Consider the following 17147-nt stretch of genomic DNA (forward strand, 5'->3'; position numbering starts at 1 on the left):
TCGGTTCCAAATGTCGTGTCAAAATGCGGCTGAACCGAACCTGAACTTGGGTCATTCCCCGGCGCGAATGAGGCAGAACCTTGACGTTGCATCTTCGCAACAGCGAAATGTCAGCAGCAAGTTCGTGCTGCGCTGCACGCCGCTTGGAGCAAGGACTCCAGCGACCTATATTGCGGTCCGGCGGTTGCGAGTCCAAGAGGGCCCGGCACGTCGAACTGGGCACTTCGCCACAATGTTGCCCCAGGTGCGAACGCCGTTTAACGCATGCCGGGCCACATTTCGTCGGCGTCGCGTTTTCGGGCCGAAATTGAGGATTGACACAAATGAGCAAAGCCACTGCCGTTGCGCTGGTGACCGGTGGGGCGAAACGGATCGGCAAGGCGATTGTCGAGGACCTTGCCAGCCATGGCTTTGCGGTCGCCATCCATTCCAATCGCTCGCACGATGCGGCGGATGCGCTGGCCGCGGGGATCAACCGGTCGGGCGGGCGCGCCGCCGTGGTTGCGGCCGACCTGACCGACATGGATGCCGTCGGCGACCTTGTCGGCCAGGCGGAGGCCGCGCTGGGCCCAATCTCGCTGCTGGTCAACAATGCTTCGCTCTTCGTCGATGATTCCGTCGAGGATTTCGACTGGCGCGCCTGGGACCGCCATTTTGCCATTCACCTGAAAACCCCGGCGCTGTTGGCGCAGAACTTCGCCCGTTCCTTGCCGGAAGGGCGGGACGGGCTGATCGTCAACATCATCGACCAGCGCGTCTGGCGGCCGACGCCGCGCTATTTTTCCTACGCGCTATCGAAATCGGCATTGTGGACGCAGACGCAGATGTTGGCCCAGGCGCTCGGGCCGCGCATCCGCGTCAATGCGATCGGGCCAGGCCCGACGCTGAAGAACGTGCGCCAGGACGATTCGGATTTTGACGCGCAGGTCGCTGGCCTCATTCTGAGGCGCGGCCCGGAATTGCCGGAATTCGGCGCCACCATCCGCTATCTCTGGCAGGCGCGCTCGGTCACCGGTCAGATGATCGCGCTCGACGGCGGCCAGCATCTTGCATGGCAGACGCCCGATGTGACAGGCATGGCGGAATGAGTCCTTTGGATCACAAGAACAAGGCGCGCGGCGGCGCTGATGATCTTCCTCCCGAAATCGACCTCGAGGACGAGGCGCTGGAGGAGATCGTCGAACCGGTTGGCCCGGATGTCGCCTTCACGGCCATCGACTGGACGCCGCATGCAGGCGACGCCGAAGGCATGGTCGGCGCCGAGGTGATCCAGACGCTGGTCAAGCGGCTGCCCAATGCGCCCGGCGTCTACCGGATGATGAACGCCGCCGGCGACGTGCTCTACGTCGGCAAGGCGCGCAGCCTGAAGAAGCGTGTCACCAACTACGCGCAAGGCAGATTCCACACCAACCGCATCGGCCGCATGGTGCGCGAGACGTCGACGATGGAATTCGTCGTCACCCGCACCGAGATCGAGGCGCTGCTGCTCGAAGCCAATCTCATCAAGCGTTTGCGGCCGCGATTCAATGTGCTGATGCGGGACGACAAGTCGTTCCCGTATATCCTTTTGACCGGCGACCATGTCTCGCCCGGCATTTACAAGCATCGCGGCGCGCGGTCGCGCAAGGGCGACTATTTCGGCCCCTTTGCCTCGGCCGGTGCCGTCGGCCGCACCATCAATTCCCTGCAGCGCGCCTTCCTGCTCAGAAGCTGCACCAATTCTTTCTACGAGAACCGCACGCGGCCATGCCTGCTCTACCAGATCAAGCGCTGCGCGGGTCCGTGCACCGGCGAAATTTCGCATGAGGGTTATGCCGAGTTGGTCGCCGAAGCGAAGGACTTTTTGTCCGGCCGCAGCCAGAAGGTGAAGACCGAGATTTCGGCTGCCATGCAGCAGGCTTCGCAAGACCTCGATTTCGAGCGCGCCGCCATCTATCGCGATCGTCTGGCGGCCCTGTCGCACGTGCAGAGTCATCAGGGCATCAACCCGGCGACCGTCGACGAGGCCGATGTGTTCGCCATCCACCAGGAAGGCGGCCAGGTCTGCATCCAGGTGTTTTTCTTCCGCACCGGCCAGAACTGGGGCAACCGTGCCTATTTCCCGAAGGCCGATCCGGCGCTGGAGGGATCGGAAGTGCTGGGCTCGTTCCTGGCGCAGTTCTATGACGACAAGCCGACACCGCGTGCCATTCTCTTGTCGCAGACCGTCGAGGACCAGGAACTGCTGGCCGAGGCGCTCTCGACCCGCGCCGGCCGCAAGGTGGCGATTTCCGTGCCGCAGCGCGGCGAGAAGAAGGACCTGACCGACAACGCCCTGCAGAATGCGCGTGAGGCACTCGGCCGTCGGCTGTCCGAAACCTCGACGCAAGCGCGGTTGCTTGCCGGTTTCGCCGAGACCTTTGGCCTCGCCAAGCCGCCGGTGCGCATCGAGGTTTACGACAATTCGCACATCATGGGCACCAACGCCGTCGGCGCCATGGTCGTCGCCGGGCCGGAAGGCTTTGTGAAAAACCAGTACAGAAAATTCAACATCCGCTCGACCGAGATCACGCCGGGCGACGATTTCGGCATGATGCGCGAAGTGATGGAGCGGCGTTTTTCGCGGCTACTCAAGGAGCATGGCGATGTCGCCGTGGCTGAGGATGCGGCAGCGGGCGAGGCGATGGCGGCCGAGGCGGGCGATGATATCGAGGACGACATTTCCGGCAGCTTCCCGGCATGGCCGGACGTCATCCTGATCGATGGCGGCCAGGGCCAGATGACGGCGGTGCGCAAGATCCTGTCGGATCTCGGCATCGAGGACCGGGTCGTCGCCATCGGCATCGCCAAGGGGCAGGACCGCGATGCCGGCCGCGAGCGTTTCTTCGTCAGGGGCAGGGACTCGTTTTCATTGCCGGTTCGCGACCCCGTGCTCTATTTCGTCCAGCGGCTGCGTGACGAGGTCCACCGCTTCGCCATCGGCTCGCACCGGGCCCGCCGCAAGAAGGAGATGGTCAAGAGCCCGCTCGATGAAATCGCCGGCATCGGCCCCGGCCGCAAGCGCGCCCTGCTGCTGGCATTCGGAACCGCCAAGGCGGTCAGCCGCGCCGCGATCGAGGATCTGAGAAAAGTCGATGGCATTTCCGAGCAGGTCGCCAAATTGGTCTACAATCATTTCCACGAAAGTTGAAAAAATTCGCCACTTTCAGCTGGCCAGTCGAATCTGGCCTGTTGACCCCCTACAACAGCTTCTGATTTGAGTACGCAGGCAGAAAGAGTCCACCAGACATGGCCCAGCGCGCGTTCAACCTGCCTAATATGCTGACCTACGCCCGTATCGTCGCGGTGCCGCTGGTCGTGTTGTGTTTTTTTCTCGAAGGCCATCTGAAATCGAGCGACTTCGCTCGCTGGTCGGCGCTGGTCATTTTCCTGCTGGCGTCCGTTACCGATTATTTCGACGGCTATTTTGCGCGTGCCTGGCAGCAGACCTCCAACATCGGCAAGATGCTCGATCCGATCGCCGACAAGCTGCTGGTCGCCACGTGCCTCTTGCTGCTTGCTGCCGACACCGACCGCCATGCCGGCATCGCCGGCTGGTCGCTGTGGGCGGCCATCATCATCCTGTGCCGCGAAATCCTGGTTTCTGGCCTGCGCGAATATCTGGCGGCACTCAAGGTCTCAGTGCCGGTGACGCAGCTCGCCAAGTGGAAGACCACCATCCAGATGGTCGCCATCGCTTTCCTGCTGGCGGGGCCGGCCGGCGACAAGGTCTTCCCGCTGACAACGCAGACCGGTCTCGTGCTGCTGTGGATCGCGGCCCTCGTGACGCTCTACACCGGCTACGACTATTTCCGCGCCGGCCTCAAGCACATCATGGACGAGTGAGATGACGACCCGTCTCATCTACTTTGCCTGGATTCGCGAACGGATCGGCATGCCGGAAGAAGATGTCGAACTGCCGGCCGGCATAGAGACGGTCACCGACCTCTTGCGCTGGCTGCGGTCGCGCGGCGAAGGCTACGAACACGCGTTGCAGTATCCCGACGTGATCCGCGTTGCCATCGACCAGGAACATGTCGACCACCGCGAGAAGATATCGGGCGCGCGCGAAATCGCGCTGTTCCCGCCGATGACCGGGGGCTGACAGTCATGTCGGCCGTCCTGATAGCGACCGTGCGCATTCAGCGCCAGGATTTCGACGTCGCCGCCGAGATCGCCGCACTGACGCAAGGCCGCGTCGACATTGGCGCGGTGGTCACCTTCTCAGGCCTGTGCCGCGACGAGCAGGGCGCGCTCTCGGCACTCGAACTCGAGCACTATCCGGGCATGGCTGAAGCCGAGATCGGCCGCATCGCAACCGAAGCCAGCGAGCGCTGGCCGCTGCAAGGTCTCACCGTCATCCATCGCCATGGCAAGATCGCGCCGGGAGAGAACATCGTGCTGGTGGTAGCCGCTTCGGCGCACCGCCAGGCGGCGTTCGAGGCGGCGGACTTCCTGATGGACTACCTCAAGTCGCGTGCACCCTTCTGGAAGAAGGAACATCGCACCGACGGCTCCGAGGGCGGCTGGGTCGAGGCCAAGGAAACCGATGCCCAGGCAGCCCGGCGCTGGAAGCGGCCGCCATCCGAATAATACCGTGCCGACCTTGCTCGTCGGGCATTCCGTCGGCCAGGCTCATTCGGGACTGCCGTTTCCTCGTTTACGAGGGCGCGCCGCATGGCCTCATGTACACCCATATGGATCGGCTGCATGCCGATGTGCTGCGATTCGTGCGCGAGAGTTGAGCGCCAGCAAAGAAAAAGGCCGGCGAAACACCGGCCTTCTCGCATGGACGTGCAGTGTCGGCTCAGCCGACGATTTCGGTATCCGAGAACCAGTACTTGATCTCCTGCGCGGCCGTTTCCGGCGCATCCGAGCCGTGCACCGAATTCTCACCGATCGAGAGCGCATGCACCTTGCGGATGGTGTCTTCGGCGGCGTTGGCCGGATTGGTGGCGCCCATCACTTCGCGGTTCCTGGCGATGGCGTTCTCACCTTCCAGCACCTGCACGATGGTCGGGCCCGAGGACATGGAGTCCACCAGCTCGCCAAAGAACGGGCGCTCCTTGTGGACGGCGTAGAAGCCCTCCGCCTCGCGGCGGCTCATCCACACCCGGCGCGAGGCGATAACGCGCAGGCCGGCCTCTTCCAGCATCCTGGTGATCGCGCCGGTGAGATTGCGCCGCGTCGCGTCCGGCTTGATCATGGAAAAAGTGCGTTCGAGCGCCATGGGTCGTCCTTGTCTGAATTCGAATTGAGAGTGGCGGGCTCTATACAAGCCGCCCGGCTGATTGCCAAGAGGGCTGAGGAGAGGGGGGAGGCGTGGTCCGCCAAGCGAACGCCCGGAGCGACAGCGCAGGGCCGGAATGGTCGGTATTTCCGTGGCTGATCCCGTCGGCCGTCGGCATCAGACGGCTGCACAGCAACGGTTTGCTTGCTATAGTCGCCCGGTCGGCGCCGCGCTGAAGTCGGCCCGAATGGAGACAACATGACCATGACAGACGATCGTCAGGAGCGCATTCGCAACCGTGCACATCAGATCTGGCAGGAAGAAGGGCACCCGGCCGGTCAGCACGAACGCCATTGGCACCAGGCGGCGGCCGACGTCGACCGGGAGGACGCGGGGAAGCCGACGGTGGGCAAGAAGCCGGCCAAGAAGGCACCTGGCGCCAGCAAGGCAAAAGCCGCGCCCAAGCAAGAAAAGCTCGTCGCCAAAGCCAGCAAGCCGAAAGCCAGCAAGCCAAAGAAGGCGGCCAAGTAAGGCGGCGAAGTAAGGCGGCGAAGTAAGGTCAGCTGTTCGGCCCCTGATTTTCGCAACAGGCTGACGGGCTCGAGCTGCCCTGCGGATAGAAGGCCTTTGCGGCGTCACGCCGCCGCCGCAACCTTTCGTCCAAGCCCGCCATGCAGGTCGAGGCAGCGGGTGAACCACTGCGCCACCACGTCGCTGTCTTCGAGCAACTTGTACGGCGATGCGATGCGCGCCCATTGCAATGCGCCGAAGACGATATAGTCGGCAAATAGCGGCGAGGCGCCGCCGATGAATGGCTGGTAGCTCAACATGGAGCGCAGCGGCTCCAGTGCCGCCCGGAAGGTTGCCAGGCCGGTGTCGCGTGCGGCGACGACGTCCTCCAGCCGCTTGCCGAAGCGCTGCTCCCGGCTCTGGCGGAAATACGAGCCATTCTGTTCGTCTTGCATGGCATGAAGGTCGACGAGCGCCGTCGTGGTGACGTAAGGGTGGATGGTCGATTGCGACCAGCGCTCGATGAAGCGCGCCATCGCCTTGCCGCCTTCGCCGCCAAACAGGCTAGGCCGATCCGGATAGGCCTCTTCGAGATAGAGCGCGATGGCAAAGGAATCGGTGACGACCTTGTCGCCGTCGCGGATCACCGGAACGGTTTTCGAAACGCCGCCCTCAACGGCGGGCACTTCGAGAAAACGCGTCGGCGCGGTCGAGATATCGAGCCCCTTGTGGGCCAGCGCCATTGTTGCCTTCCAGCAATGTGGACTGAACGGGCGGCCCTCGTCACGCCCGACGAGTTCGTAAAGCAGAATGGTCATTGGCGAGGGTTCCTTTGCGGTCTAGGTATCGCTCCCGACACCCGAAACGGACCGGCGGGAAAAATGAAACAGCACTTCATGATGTTTGCGGCATACAATCAATGGGCCAATGGCCGCATCTACGATGCCGCCGACGATCTCAACGACGAGGAATTCAATCGCGACGTCGGCGCCTTCTTCGGCTCGCTGATGGGCACGCTCAACCACCTGCTCGCCGCCGATCGCATCTGGATGAAGCGCTTCACCGGCGAAGGCGCCGCGCCGACGACATTGGACGCTATATTGCACCGGGCCTTGCCTGTCCTGAGGACAGCGCGCGAGGCCGAGGACCGGCGGATTATCGACTGGCTCGGCGGCTTGAGCGACAAGGCGCTGTCGGGTCGTTTCACCTATATGACCGTATCGGACATGCGCACCGTCTCGCAGCGCCTGGCGCCCGCGCTGGCTCATGTCTTCAACCACCAGACCCATCACCGCGGCCAGGCGCATATGATCCTGACGGTCCTGGGTCGCCCGTCCGTGCCGCTCGATCTGGCGCATTTCCAGCGCACCGAGGAAGGCAGGGCTTTCGCCTGATCCAGATGGTTTCGTTCTAAATTCGATGGCGAACGGTTGGCGCGGACTATCGCCGCATTTTCACACAGCCGCCGAAGCCAGGCCGGTGACTTCGCCATCCAATTGGCTCTGTGTCAGAGCCGCTTCCGCCATCACCCATTGCTTGAACCGCAGCACCTTGCGCGCGGCAAGGCTCTTGTGGGGCGAGACGAAATACCAGCCGGCCGTGTTCGGATGGTGGACGGCAAAGGGAGCGACCAACCTCTCGGCGCGGATGTCGCTGGCCATATAGGCACGGTTGGCGACGGCAAAACCCATTCCGGCATTGGCCGCCTCGTAGGACATCATGCAAGAGTCGAAATAGATGCTTTTGGTCTCGCTGAGCACAAAACTGGCCCCGGCGAAACCAAGCCAGGATTGCCAGTTCTGGGTGCAGGTGTCGGAATGCAGCAGCGTGAAGTGCTTGAGGTCGTCCGGCGTCACCTTTGATACCGGCTTGTCGCCGAGAACCTCATGGAACAATTTGCGGTTGCACACCGGGGTCAGGTCTTCCCGAAACAGCAGGTCGGACGGCAGTCCGTTGAAATGGCCGTCGCCATAGCGGATTTCCAGATCGAATTCGGAAGTCGTGAACTCATGCGTCGCGTACGAGGTCGAAACCCGCATCACGATATCGGGATGTTGCTGCTGGAACAGCGGCAGGCGCGGAAACAGCCAGCGCGCGGCAAATGTCGGCAGCACGGATATTTTCAGCACATGTTCCTGTGATTGCCCGGTCGCTTCCATGCTGGCGGCGACGATACGCTCCAGCGCCTCGCGAACGCGCGAGACATAGGTCTCGCCCTCCGGTGTCAGCGATACCGCATTGCCGCCGCGTTGGAAAATCTTGAAACGCAGCTGGTCCTCCAGGCTCTTGACGCGCTGGCTGACCGCCGATGCGGTGATGAACTGTTCTTCTCCGGCACGCGTGAAATTGCCGTGCCTCGCAGCACTCTCCACGATTTTCAGCGAATTGAGGTTGACCTGACTGAGCAGACGCACGGTTTCGACCTTAAGCTTGGCTTACGGTAGCACTAGCATTCCTAATTTTACAGGGGGAGCTAATTTAATCGACTGTTAGCCAAGTGTTTGCCCCCACTTGGAGAAGTACAATGAACGCACATACGATACCCGAATTGCGCTATGCGATGAGCCGCGAGGCCATTATCGGCCACGAAACCGCCTGGAAGGTGTCGAGCTTCGGCGTTGCGCAGTATCTGCATGGCTATGATCCGGTACTGCTTGCCGCGATCGAGGAGGCCGCCCTGAAGCTCAAGGCCAGCCATGCCGTGCACAAGCATCTCGATCTGACCTTCATCACCGGCGCCGACCGTTTCATACCTGAAATCAAGGAGTTGCTGAACGACAAGTTGCGCCTGGAGCGCCTGTCCGACATGATGGGCACGAAGCTGGAACCCTATCCGCTGTCGATCGTCGGTTCGACCGTTACCTTCATGAATCCCAGGGATGGCGCCGTCGAATGGCATTGCGACGGCGTTCCGGTCACCGAACTCATTCCGCTGTCGATCAGCGATCCGCTGGTCGGCGGCCATCTCGAAATCTATTGCGATGATTCCGAGACCGGCCGCGCCATTCTCGAATCCGGCCGCGAGATTCCGCGCAACCGTATCATGCGCATCGATCACAAGATGAGATATGCGACGCTCGGGCAGTTCCTCGGCGTCCTGCACCGCACGGCGCCGATCCAGTTCGGCGAACGCGTCACCCTGGTGCTCAACCAGCGCTCCGTGGCCAAGCCCTATGTCGACGACAACAGGATGTTTTACCTTGCCGCCGACAATGATCACGACCGCGAATGGGTCAATGAACTGGCCGAGGACGTGTGGACCAATCAGCTGCCGGCCTATCGCCGGTTCGAGGCGGAACATCCGACGCCGGCCCCGGCCGAAGCACCGGTTCCGGGTGGGGCCAGGGAATCATGGTAACGATCCATGATCCGGAAAAAAGGGAGCCGGTTTTCGGACAGGATCATGGTCGAACGCAGAGATAGAGCCCCATGGCGCTTCTTTCGGCATGGATCAGGCTCGATGTCCGCGCTGGTCTTCGCCACCGGCGCGGTGGCGTTGTGGTCGACAAATGCGCTGGTCGGCAAATCCCTGCTGGCCAGTCACCCGGTGTCGCAGGTGCAGTTCCTGCAATTTGTAGGGGCCGCGCTGGTCTTCGCGGCCATCCGGTTGATGAGCCGGGAGAAAGCCACGGCAATCGCGGCGAGCACCGCGCTGGCGCCGCTCGCGGTCGGCTTCATCGGTCTGGTCGGCACCATGGTGCTGCAATATATCGCCTTCGCCTCGATGCCGGTGATCGAAGCCAATCTGGTGGCCTACACCTGGCCCTTGATGATTGCCGCGGCCGTGATCGCCCTCGAAAATCCCCGGCGTCCGGCTTTGCTGGGCCTTGCAGCGGCCCTTGGGTTCGTCGGCGTCGCGCTGGTGATTTCGGGAGGCCGCGACCGCACCTGGTTACAGGGTGATCTCGCCGGCTATCTGTGTGCATTCGGCTCCGCGCTGTGCATGGCTTTCTATTCGGTGATGGTGGGACGACTCGCCACTTCGCCGGACCGCCTGTTGCTGCCATCGTCGCTGGTTGGCGTCGCCTTGACGCTTATATGGTCCGTTCGCGAAGGCGTAGCCTGGCCCACCGGCGTGGATCTGGCCCTCGGGCTCTATCTCGGTGCCGGCCCCATGGGGCTGGGTTATTACTTCTGGTCGCGGGCCCTGAAACTGGGAGGCAGCGGGAAGGTGGCTGTCATTGCCTATCTCACGCCGATCGCTTCGACACTGCTGCTGACCTTGTCCGGCGAACGGTTGACGACGACAGCCATTGCCGGAGCCGTCCTTGTCATAGGCAGTTGCATCGCGGTCGGACTGGAACGTTCGGAGGCGGAAAATTATGTTTGACGACAATGAACGTCTCGCCAGGCAGGAAGCGCGTTGGCTGATCAAGGAATTTGGCGCCGAGGCACCACTTTACGCCGCGATGAAGGCCGAAAAGGCGATCGAGCAGAAGGATTTCGGGCGTTGTGCCCGCTGGAAGCGTATTCTTGAGATATTGGCTGACAGCCGTTCAACCAAGTCTGCCGTATCCAAGTATTAGATTTTCTAATTTGCACGAGGTCGATTTCCCATAAAAGTAGTTGACGCCAAGTCTTGATTCGTTTTGGGACTTGGCGGGTCCGTTGGGGGCACGGTTAAAGAGATACATCGACAAAAGTCTTCACTGGGGTAGACGACTTTGTCGCAAATAGGGTGAAAGAATTGTCAAATATCGAGGATAAGATCGTTATCGAGCTAACCGCCGATATTGTCTCGGCTTATGTAGGCAACAATCCGCTCCCGGCTTCGGGCCTGCCTGACTTGATTGCCAGCGTCAGCGCCTCGGTCCGAAAGCTGGCTGGTGCGGCTGTCGTGGAAAGCCCGAGCCTTGTTCCGGCCGTAAATCCGAAAAGGTCGGTGTTTCCCGACTACATCATCTGCCTGGAGGACGGAAAGAAGTTCAAGTCGCTCAAGCGACATCTCAGGACGGACTACGGCTTGAGCCCTGACGACTATCGCGCCAAATGGGGCTTGCCGCCGGACTACCCGATGGTCGCGCCGAATTACTCCGCGACCCGGTCGGCGTTGGCGAAGTCGACGGGACTTGGCCGCAAGCCGGCCGCTGCGCCGGCAGTCGTGGCCAAGGCGACAAAGCGCGGCAAGGCGGCTGCCTGAGGCCTTGCCGACTGCACGGCAGGCCGCTGTCGCGGCTCTGACGGCGCGGTTGTGGGCGCCGTTTCAAGGCCTTGTGCGGTCAACTGGCCCGCAAGGCCTTGCGAAGCGTTGATGTCCAGTGCAAAAGCGCGGCCATGCTTATCATCAACGACCTCTCGCTCCGCATGGCGGGGCGCCTGCTTCTCGACCACGCCTCGCTCACCCTGCCGGCCGGCACCAAGGCCGGTCTTGTCGGCCGCAACGGGACCGGCAAGACGACGCTGTTCAAGGCCATAACAGGCGATTTTCCCTCCGAGACGGGTTCGATCAGCCTGCCGAAAAATACGCGGATCGGTCAGGTGGCGCAGGAAGCGCCCGGCACCGAGGACCCGCTGATCGAGATCGTGCTCAAGGCCGACCTCGAACGTTCCGCGCTCCTCGAAGAGGAAAAGACCGCCACCGATCCGCACCGCATCGCCGACATCCACATGCGGCTGGCCGATATCGACGCCCATTCGGCCGAGTCTCGCGCGGCCACCATCCTGGCCGGCCTAGGCTTCGACGACGCCGCGCAGCGCCGTCCGGCCTCGTCCTTCTCCGGCGGCTGGCGCATGCGCGTTGCGTTGGCCGCCGTGCTGTTTTCAGAGCCCGACCTTCTGCTGCTTGACGAGCCGACCAACTATCTCGACCTTGAAGGGACGTTGTGGCTTGAGAACTATATTTCAAAGTATCCGCACACGGTGCTTCTGATTTCGCACGACCGAGATCTGCTCAACCGTGCCGTCAATTCGATCGTTCATCTCGACCAGAAGAAGCTGACGTTCTGGCGCGGCGGCTACGACCAGTTCGAGCGCCAGTATACCGAGCAGAAGGAATTGCAGGAAAAGGGCAGGGTCAAGCAGGAAGCCGCCCGCAAGCATATGGAATCCTTCGTCGAGCGTTTTCGCGCAAAGGCCTCCAAGGCAAGGCAGGCACAGTCGCGCATCAAGGCGCTGGAAAAGATGAAGCCGATCTCGGCCATCGTCAACGACACGGTACGGCCGTTCTCTTTCCCCGAGCCTGTGAAGACCGTGGCCTCGCCGATCGTGGCGCTGAACAACGTCAATGTCGGCTACACCGAGGGTCAGCCGATCCTGAAGAAGATGACGCTGCGCATCGATGCCGACGACCGCATCGCGCTGCTCGGTGCCAATGGCAACGGCAAGTCGACCTTCGCCAAACTTCTGTCGGGTCGTCTGAAGCAGGAAACCGGCACCATGACGGTGGCGCCGGGTTTGAAGGTGGCGATCTTCGCCCAGCACCAACTCGACGATCTGCGTCCTGAGGAAAATGCCTATGAGCACGTCCGCCGGCTGATGCCGGAGGCGCCGGAATCGAAAGTGCGCGGCCGGGTCGCCCAGTTCGGCCTCACGACGGAGAAAATGAATACGCCCGCCAAGGACCTGTCCGGTGGCGAGAAGGCGCGCCTTCTGATGGGCCTGTCTGCCTTCGAGGGCCCGAACCTGTTCATCCTCGACGAACCGACCAACCATCTCGACATCGACAGCCGCGAATCGCTGATCCATGCGCTGAACGAATTTCCCGGCGCCGTTATCCTGATCTCGCACGACCGCCATCTGCTGGAAGCGACCGCCGACCGGCTGTGGCTGGTCAAGGACGGTGCGGTCAATCCCTATGACGGCGACCTGGAGGACTACAAGACGCTGGTCACCGGCGTCTCCGGCGACCGCCGTGGCAAGCGCGAAGCGGACAAGGCGTCAAAAGCCGACCGTCGCCGGGACGCGGCCGCACGCCGCGCTGCCTTCGAACCGCTGGCCAAGGAAATCCGCGCCACCGAGGCGCTGATGGATCGCATCCGCAAGCGCATCGACGGCATCGAGGACGAGCTGTCCAATCCGGCGGTCTATGAAAAGGATCCCTCGACCGCGACGCGGCTCGCCAAGGAGCGCTCGCAGCTTGCGCAGACGCTGGCAGGCCACGAGGAAAAATGGCTGATGATGTCGGCCGAATATGAGGAAGGCACGGCGGAGTAGGGTGCGTAGTCTCCCGACGAGGGGGAGATTGGCTGATTATCTGGCCCTACACGCCACTCCCGAAACCCGCTAAACAGGGGCCATGAACCAGCACACCAAGCTCCGCATCGGCCATTCGGCCTGTCCGCATGATTGCCCGTCGACCTGTGCTCTCGAGGTCGAATTGCTCGACGGCAACCGTATCGGCCGGGTCCATGGCGCCAAGGCCAACAGCTACACATCGGGCGTCGTCTGCGCCAAGGTCGCCCGCTATGCCGACCGCGTCCATCACCCCGATCGTCTGCTGAAGCCGTTGGTGCGCAAGGGCGCCAAGGGCGAGGGCGTCTGGCAGGAATCTAGCTGGGAGGCCGCTCTCGACCTCGTCGCCGAGAAATTCGACGCGGCCGAAGCGAAGTACGGCTCCGAGACGGTCTGGCCCTATTACTATGCCGGCACGATGGGGCTGGTGCAGCGCGACGGCATCGAGAGGTTGCGCCACGCGAAAAAATACTCGGGCTTCTTCGGCTCGATCTGCACCAATCTCGCCTGGACCGGCTGGATGATGGGGGCAGGCGCGCTGCGCGGACCGGACCCGCGGGAGATGGCGAAATCCGACTGCGTGGTGATCTGGGGCACCAACGCTGTGGTCACGCAGGTCAATGTGATGACCCACGCCATCAAGGCGCGCAAGGAACGCGGCGCGAAGATCGTGGTCATCGACGTCTATGAGAATGCGACGATGAAGCAGGCCGACATCGGTCTGGTCCTGAAGCCCGGCACCGACGGCGCGCTCGCTTGTGCGGTCATGCATGTCCTGTTTCGCGAAGGCCTGGCCGACCGCGCCTATCTGCAGAAATACACGGACGATCCGAAGGGCCTGGAGGCGCATCTCGTTACCCGCACGCCGGAATGGGCGGCCGATATTACTGGTTTGACGGTCGCCGAGATCGAGACCTTCGCGCGCCTCGTCGGCACGACGAAAAAGACCTATTTTCGCCTCGGCTACGGCTTTGCCCGCCAGCGCAACGGCGCCGTCAACATGCATGCCGCGTCCTGCATCGCCGCCGTCACCGGCGCCTGGCAGTATGAGGGCGGCGGCGCCTTCCATTCCAATTCCGGCATCTTCAAGCTCAACCAGGAGGTGCTCGAGGGCACGCGCATGCGCGATCCCTCGATCCGCTATCTCGACCATTCCCGCATCGGCCCGGTGCTGACCGGCGCCAGTGACGCGCTCTATGGCGGACCGCCGGTGACGGCGATGCTGATCCAGAACACCAATCCGGTGAATGTCGCGCCCGAGCAGCGGCTGGTGAAGCAGGGCTTCCTGCGAGATGATTTGTTCACCTGCGTGCACGAGCAGTTCATGACCGACACGGCCAGGCTGGCCGACGTCGTGCTGCCGGCGACGATGTTCGTCGAGCATGACGACATCTACAAGGGCGGCGGCAACCAGCACATCACGCTCGGCCCCAAGCTGATCGAACCGCCGGAAGGGCCGCGCACCAACCATTTCGTCATCGAGCAGCTGGCCGGGCGCCTTGGTGTCGCCGACAGGCCGGGCTTCGGGCTGACCGAGCAGCAGCATATCGACATCATCCTCGGCAAGCGCGGGTTGGGCAGCTTCGCCAGCTTGGAAGAGCAGAAGTGGATTGATCTGCAGCCGGATTTCGACACGGCGCATTTCATCCGGGGCTTTGGCCATGCGGATGGGAAATTCCGTTTTCGCGCCGACTGGACCGGCCAGGCGGCTCCGAACCGGCCGCCGAAGAGCATGGGTCTGTTCGGCCCGGTGGCGCGATTGCCCGAATTTCCTGATCATGTCGACCTGATCGAGGTGGCTGACGAAGCCCATCCGTTCCGGCTGACGACCTCGCCGGCGCGCAACTTCCTCAACTCGACCTTTTCCGAAACACCGGTGTCGAAGGCCAAGGAGGGCCGCCCGGAACTCCTGCTGCATCCCGATGACGCGGCGGCTCTAGCGCTGGCCGAGGGCGACCGTGTCGAGATCGGCAACATGCGCGGCGAGGTGGTGCTGCACGCCAGACTGTTCGGCGGCATCAAGCGCGGCGTCGTGATCGCCGAAGGCATCTGGCCGAACAGCGCGCATGAGCGCGGCGAGGGCATCAATGTACTGACCGGCGCCGACGCCCCCGCACCCTATGGCGGCGCTGCCTTTCACGACAACAAGGTCTGGCTGCGCCGGGCGCAAGAGCTGAGTGCATAGCGGCCGCGATTATCGATTGCGCCTGATGTCAATTCGTCCGTCGCAATGGGAGAGTGTCGATGGCTGGCGCGATTTCGCTTCTGGGAATACCGCATGACGAGAATTCATCCTATCTCCAGGGTGCGGCCAAGGCGCCGCCGCTCATCAGGCGCGAACTCACCAGCGATGCTTACTCCTCATGGAGCGAGACCGGCTTCGACCTGACCGGCCGCTTCATCGATCATGGCGACATCGACTTCGACAAACCGGGCGATCCCTGGCAGCGCATCGAAAGCGAAGTCGGTCGCGCCCTGGAGGCAGGCCACCCGCTGATCAGCCTGGGCGGCGACCACGCGATCACCTGGCCGGTGCTGCGCGCGGTGCGCCGTCGCCACCCGAGCCTGACGATCGTGCATATCGATGCCCACCCCGACATCTATCATGCCTACGGTGACAATCCGCGTTCGCACACCTCGCCCTTCGCGCGCATCATGGAGGAACGGCTAGCCGACCGGCTGATCCAGATCGGCCTGCGCGCCGTGAACGACCATCACCGCGATCAGTTCAAGCGCTTTGGCGTCGAGGTCGTGGAGGCCGCGCATTTCGGCGAAAGCCTGACGCTTGATCTCAAGACCCCGGTTTATATCTCGATGGATCTCGACGGGCTCGATCCAGCCTTTGCGCCCGGCGTCTCCCACCGCGAGCCCGGCGGCCTGTCGACGCGGCAGGTCATCAACCTGATTCAAAGCATCAACCAGCCGATCGTTGCCGCTGATATCGTTGAATACAATCCGAGCCAGGACCTCTCCAACATGACGGCGCTTGTCGCCGCCAAACTGACGAAGGAGATCGCCGGCATGATGCTCAGGACATCGCCCGCGGTGGATTGAGGGCGCGGCTTGGGATCACACCGGCAGTGTTTCGGCCACTTTTTTCCTGTTTTGCCGCTGGCGGATGTCATCGGCGACGGCCTGGGCTTCGATGCCGATTTCGCGCAACAGCCCGGTGACCGCGTTGTGAAAGCCGACCAGATAGAGGCCGAGATCCGAAGCTTGGGCATTGACGCCGCTGGGGCCGGGCTCGACGCCGGGTTCGAGGAACCTGGCATAGCCTGGCCGGTAGCCGGTGGCGAAGAGGATGGCGTCGAATTCGCCGTGCTTGCCGTCCGCAAAACGGGCACCGCGTTCCGAGATTTCGGCGATGTCGGGCGCCACCTTGATAGCACCTTCCCGGATCTTGCCGATGGTGCCGACATCGATCACCGGAATGCGCGACGCAAGGGCGATCTGCTGCAGCAATCCCTGCTTCGGCCGTCTGAGCCCAAACTTCTCCAGCCTCCCCAGCACCAGATCGAGGATGACGGGGAACAGCGCGTCGTTGATGCGCTGCGGCCCGAGCCGCGTCGCCATGCCGACCATCTGGATCGGCACGCCGAACAGTTCGCGCGGGACGATGTGAACGCCCCCGCGCACCGAGATCGTCGGTCGGGCGCCGCCTTCCACCAGGTCGAGCGCAATCTCCGCGCCGGTATTGCCCCCGCCGACGACCAGCACCGATTGGCCGGCAAAAGGCGCGGCGTTGCGATAGTCGGCGCTGTGCAGCGTCTTGCCCTTGAAGGCCTCGATGCCGGCAAATCTGGGCAGCAAGGGTTCGGCATTGTAGCCGGACGCGATCACCACATGCGAAGCGCGTAAGGCGCCGGAGGTCGATTCCACCCGCCAACCGCGGCCATCCCTGGCGACCGCTCGCACCGTTTCGCCGAAGCGGGGCTCCAGGGCGAAGCCTTTTGCATAGGCGTCGAGATACTCGACCACGAGGTGGCGCGGCACATAGCGCGGATAATCCCTTGGGAAGGGAACGAAGGGCAGCGAGGAGTAACGCTTGGTCGTATGCAGATGCACACGGTCATAGTGACGCCGCCAGGCTGGCGCGGCCTGCTGCTCCTTCTCAAGCATGACGAAATCCTGCCCGGCCTGGCGAAGACATGCGGCAACCGCCAGGCCCGCCGGCCCGGCACCGATGATCGCGACTTTCGTGGTTTCGTCCATGCGCGCC

Annotated in this window: 18 protein-coding genes; 14 read left to right on the plus strand and 4 right to left on the minus strand. The window is 62.8% G+C overall.

Features of this window, described 5'->3' with window-relative positions:
* Window positions 1–323: 323 nt before the first annotated feature.
* The 5 genes from LB554_RS11770 to LB554_RS11790 all read left to right on the plus strand — a co-directional run bounded on the left by LB554_RS11770 (window position 324) and on the right by LB554_RS11790 (window position 4611).
* Window positions 324–1088 (plus strand): SDR family oxidoreductase, encoded by a 765-nt coding sequence (locus LB554_RS11770; protein ID WP_224584662.1) that lies wholly within the window; start codon window positions 324–326, stop codon window positions 1086–1088.
* A complete protein-coding gene (gene uvrC, locus LB554_RS11775) occupies window positions 1085–3169 on the plus strand; it encodes an excinuclease ABC subunit UvrC (protein ID WP_224584664.1) in 2085 nt (694 codons plus the stop codon). The genes LB554_RS11770 and uvrC overlap by 4 nt, the downstream gene beginning before the upstream one ends.
* A 98-nt stretch (window positions 3170–3267) precedes the next feature.
* On the plus strand, window positions 3268–3864 hold the full coding sequence (gene pgsA / locus LB554_RS11780; RefSeq protein ID WP_015318470.1) for a CDP-diacylglycerol--glycerol-3-phosphate 3-phosphatidyltransferase: 597 nt from the start codon (window positions 3268–3270) through the stop codon (window positions 3862–3864).
* A 1-nt stretch (window position 3865) separates the two neighbouring features.
* Entirely contained in the window at window positions 3866–4123 is a 258-nt protein-coding gene (gene moaD, locus LB554_RS11785) for a molybdopterin converting factor subunit 1 (RefSeq protein ID WP_224584666.1), read from the plus strand.
* A 5-nt stretch (window positions 4124–4128) separates the two neighbouring features.
* Window positions 4129–4611 carry a molybdenum cofactor biosynthesis protein MoaE gene (locus LB554_RS11790; RefSeq protein ID WP_224584668.1) on the plus strand — a complete coding sequence of 161 codons (483 nt, stop codon included), beginning with the start codon at window positions 4129–4131 and terminating at the stop codon, window positions 4609–4611.
* Between the two features lie 214 nt (window positions 4612–4825).
* On the opposite strand, the gene ndk is transcribed toward LB554_RS11790, so the two are convergent.
* Window positions 4826–5248, minus strand: a complete 423-nt coding sequence (gene ndk / locus LB554_RS11795) for a nucleoside-diphosphate kinase (protein WP_015318467.1) — start codon at window positions 5246–5248, stop codon at window positions 4826–4828.
* Window positions 5249–5506: 258 nt separating this feature from the next.
* Between ndk and LB554_RS11800 the strand changes: the two genes are divergently transcribed.
* Window positions 5507–5779: a DUF2934 domain-containing protein gene (locus LB554_RS11800; protein ID WP_140617197.1), complete on the plus strand. Its 273-nt coding sequence runs from the start codon at window positions 5507–5509 to the stop codon at window positions 5777–5779.
* 104 nt (window positions 5780–5883) lie between these two features.
* Here LB554_RS11800 and LB554_RS11805 read toward each other — a convergent pair whose 3' ends face one another.
* Window positions 5884–6576 (minus strand): glutathione S-transferase family protein, encoded by a 693-nt coding sequence (locus tag LB554_RS11805; RefSeq protein WP_224584670.1) that lies wholly within the window; start codon window positions 6574–6576, stop codon window positions 5884–5886.
* 63 nt (window positions 6577–6639) lie between these two features.
* Here LB554_RS11805 and LB554_RS11810 point away from each other — a divergent pair, with 63 nt between their 5' ends.
* A complete protein-coding gene (locus tag LB554_RS11810) occupies window positions 6640–7152 on the plus strand; it encodes a DinB family protein (protein ID WP_224584672.1) in 513 nt (170 codons plus the stop codon).
* Between the two features lie 60 nt (window positions 7153–7212).
* Here the strand turns inward: LB554_RS11810 and LB554_RS11815 are convergent, their stop codons facing one another.
* A complete protein-coding gene (locus tag LB554_RS11815; protein ID WP_015318463.1) occupies window positions 7213–8172 on the minus strand; it encodes a LysR substrate-binding domain-containing protein in 960 nt (319 codons plus the stop codon).
* 110 nt (window positions 8173–8282) lie between these two features.
* Here LB554_RS11815 and LB554_RS11820 point away from each other — a divergent pair, with 110 nt between their 5' ends.
* From LB554_RS11820 to speB, 7 genes are all read left to right on the plus strand, one after another.
* On the plus strand, window positions 8283–9116 hold the full coding sequence (locus tag LB554_RS11820) for a hypothetical protein (RefSeq protein WP_015318462.1): 834 nt from the start codon (window positions 8283–8285) through the stop codon (window positions 9114–9116).
* Between the two features lie 45 nt (window positions 9117–9161).
* The gene (locus LB554_RS11825; protein WP_318013203.1) at window positions 9162–10088 is read left to right on the plus strand and encodes a DMT family transporter; all 927 of its coding nucleotides are present in this window, start codon (window positions 9162–9164) and stop codon (window positions 10086–10088) included.
* Entirely contained in the window at window positions 10081–10284 is a 204-nt protein-coding gene (locus LB554_RS11830; protein ID WP_224584684.1) for a hypothetical protein, read from the plus strand. The genes LB554_RS11825 and LB554_RS11830 overlap by 8 nt, the downstream gene beginning before the upstream one ends.
* Before the next feature lie 161 nt (window positions 10285–10445).
* The gene (locus tag LB554_RS11835) at window positions 10446–10898 is read left to right on the plus strand and encodes a MucR family transcriptional regulator (RefSeq protein WP_023773435.1); all 453 of its coding nucleotides are present in this window, start codon (window positions 10446–10448) and stop codon (window positions 10896–10898) included.
* Between the two features lie 134 nt (window positions 10899–11032).
* Window positions 11033–12910, plus strand: coding sequence for an ABC-F family ATP-binding cassette domain-containing protein (locus tag LB554_RS11840; protein ID WP_224584686.1), 1878 nt, complete (start codon window positions 11033–11035; stop codon window positions 12908–12910).
* 82 nt (window positions 12911–12992) lie between these two features.
* On the plus strand, window positions 12993–15113 hold the full coding sequence (locus LB554_RS11845; protein WP_224584689.1) for a molybdopterin oxidoreductase family protein: 2121 nt from the start codon (window positions 12993–12995) through the stop codon (window positions 15111–15113).
* A 59-nt stretch (window positions 15114–15172) separates the two neighbouring features.
* Window positions 15173–15982: an agmatinase gene (gene speB, locus LB554_RS11850; protein ID WP_224584691.1), complete on the plus strand. Its 810-nt coding sequence runs from the start codon at window positions 15173–15175 to the stop codon at window positions 15980–15982.
* Window positions 15983–15997: 15 nt separating this feature from the next.
* Here the strand turns inward: speB and LB554_RS11855 are convergent, their stop codons facing one another.
* Window positions 15998–17140 carry a flavin-containing monooxygenase gene (locus LB554_RS11855; RefSeq protein ID WP_224584692.1) on the minus strand — a complete coding sequence of 381 codons (1143 nt, stop codon included), beginning with the start codon at window positions 17138–17140 and terminating at the stop codon, window positions 15998–16000.
* Window positions 17141–17147 lie beyond the last annotated feature (7 nt).

It is taken from the genome of Mesorhizobium sp. CO1-1-11, from assembly GCF_020164995.1.
Taxonomy (GTDB): Bacteria; Pseudomonadota; Alphaproteobacteria; order Rhizobiales; family Rhizobiaceae; genus Mesorhizobium; species Mesorhizobium australicum.

What these genes read in the sequence shown, in the direction of transcription:
- LB554_RS11770 (WP_224584662.1), top strand. Translation starts at nt 324, where the DNA reads ATGAGCAAAGCCACTGCCGTTGCGCTGGTGACCGGTGGGGCGAAACGG.
- LB554_RS11825 (WP_318013203.1), top strand. Translation starts at nt 9,162, where the DNA reads ATGGTCGAACGCAGAGATAGAGCCCCATGGCGCTTCTTTCGGCATGGA.
- ndk (WP_015318467.1), bottom strand. Translation starts at nt 5,248, where the DNA reads ATGGCGCTCGAACGCACTTTTTCCATGATCAAGCCGGACGCGACGCGG.
- moaD (WP_224584666.1), top strand. Translation starts at nt 3,866, where the DNA reads ATGACGACCCGTCTCATCTACTTTGCCTGGATTCGCGAACGGATCGGC.
- LB554_RS11830 (WP_224584684.1), top strand. Translation starts at nt 10,081, where the DNA reads ATGTTTGACGACAATGAACGTCTCGCCAGGCAGGAAGCGCGTTGGCTG.
- LB554_RS11810 (WP_224584672.1), top strand. Translation starts at nt 6,640, where the DNA reads ATGAAACAGCACTTCATGATGTTTGCGGCATACAATCAATGGGCCAAT.
- LB554_RS11820 (WP_015318462.1), top strand. Translation starts at nt 8,283, where the DNA reads ATGAACGCACATACGATACCCGAATTGCGCTATGCGATGAGCCGCGAG.
- LB554_RS11790 (WP_224584668.1), top strand. Translation starts at nt 4,129, where the DNA reads ATGTCGGCCGTCCTGATAGCGACCGTGCGCATTCAGCGCCAGGATTTC.
- speB (WP_224584691.1), top strand. Translation starts at nt 15,173, where the DNA reads ATGGCTGGCGCGATTTCGCTTCTGGGAATACCGCATGACGAGAATTCA.
- uvrC (WP_224584664.1), top strand. Translation starts at nt 1,085, where the DNA reads ATGAGTCCTTTGGATCACAAGAACAAGGCGCGCGGCGGCGCTGATGAT.
- LB554_RS11855 (WP_224584692.1), bottom strand. Translation starts at nt 17,140, where the DNA reads ATGGACGAAACCACGAAAGTCGCGATCATCGGTGCCGGGCCGGCGGGC.
- LB554_RS11805 (WP_224584670.1), bottom strand. Translation starts at nt 6,576, where the DNA reads ATGACCATTCTGCTTTACGAACTCGTCGGGCGTGACGAGGGCCGCCCG.
- pgsA (WP_015318470.1), top strand. Translation starts at nt 3,268, where the DNA reads ATGGCCCAGCGCGCGTTCAACCTGCCTAATATGCTGACCTACGCCCGT.
- LB554_RS11845 (WP_224584689.1), top strand. Translation starts at nt 12,993, where the DNA reads ATGAACCAGCACACCAAGCTCCGCATCGGCCATTCGGCCTGTCCGCAT.
- LB554_RS11840 (WP_224584686.1), top strand. Translation starts at nt 11,033, where the DNA reads ATGCTTATCATCAACGACCTCTCGCTCCGCATGGCGGGGCGCCTGCTT.
- LB554_RS11800 (WP_140617197.1), top strand. Translation starts at nt 5,507, where the DNA reads ATGACCATGACAGACGATCGTCAGGAGCGCATTCGCAACCGTGCACAT.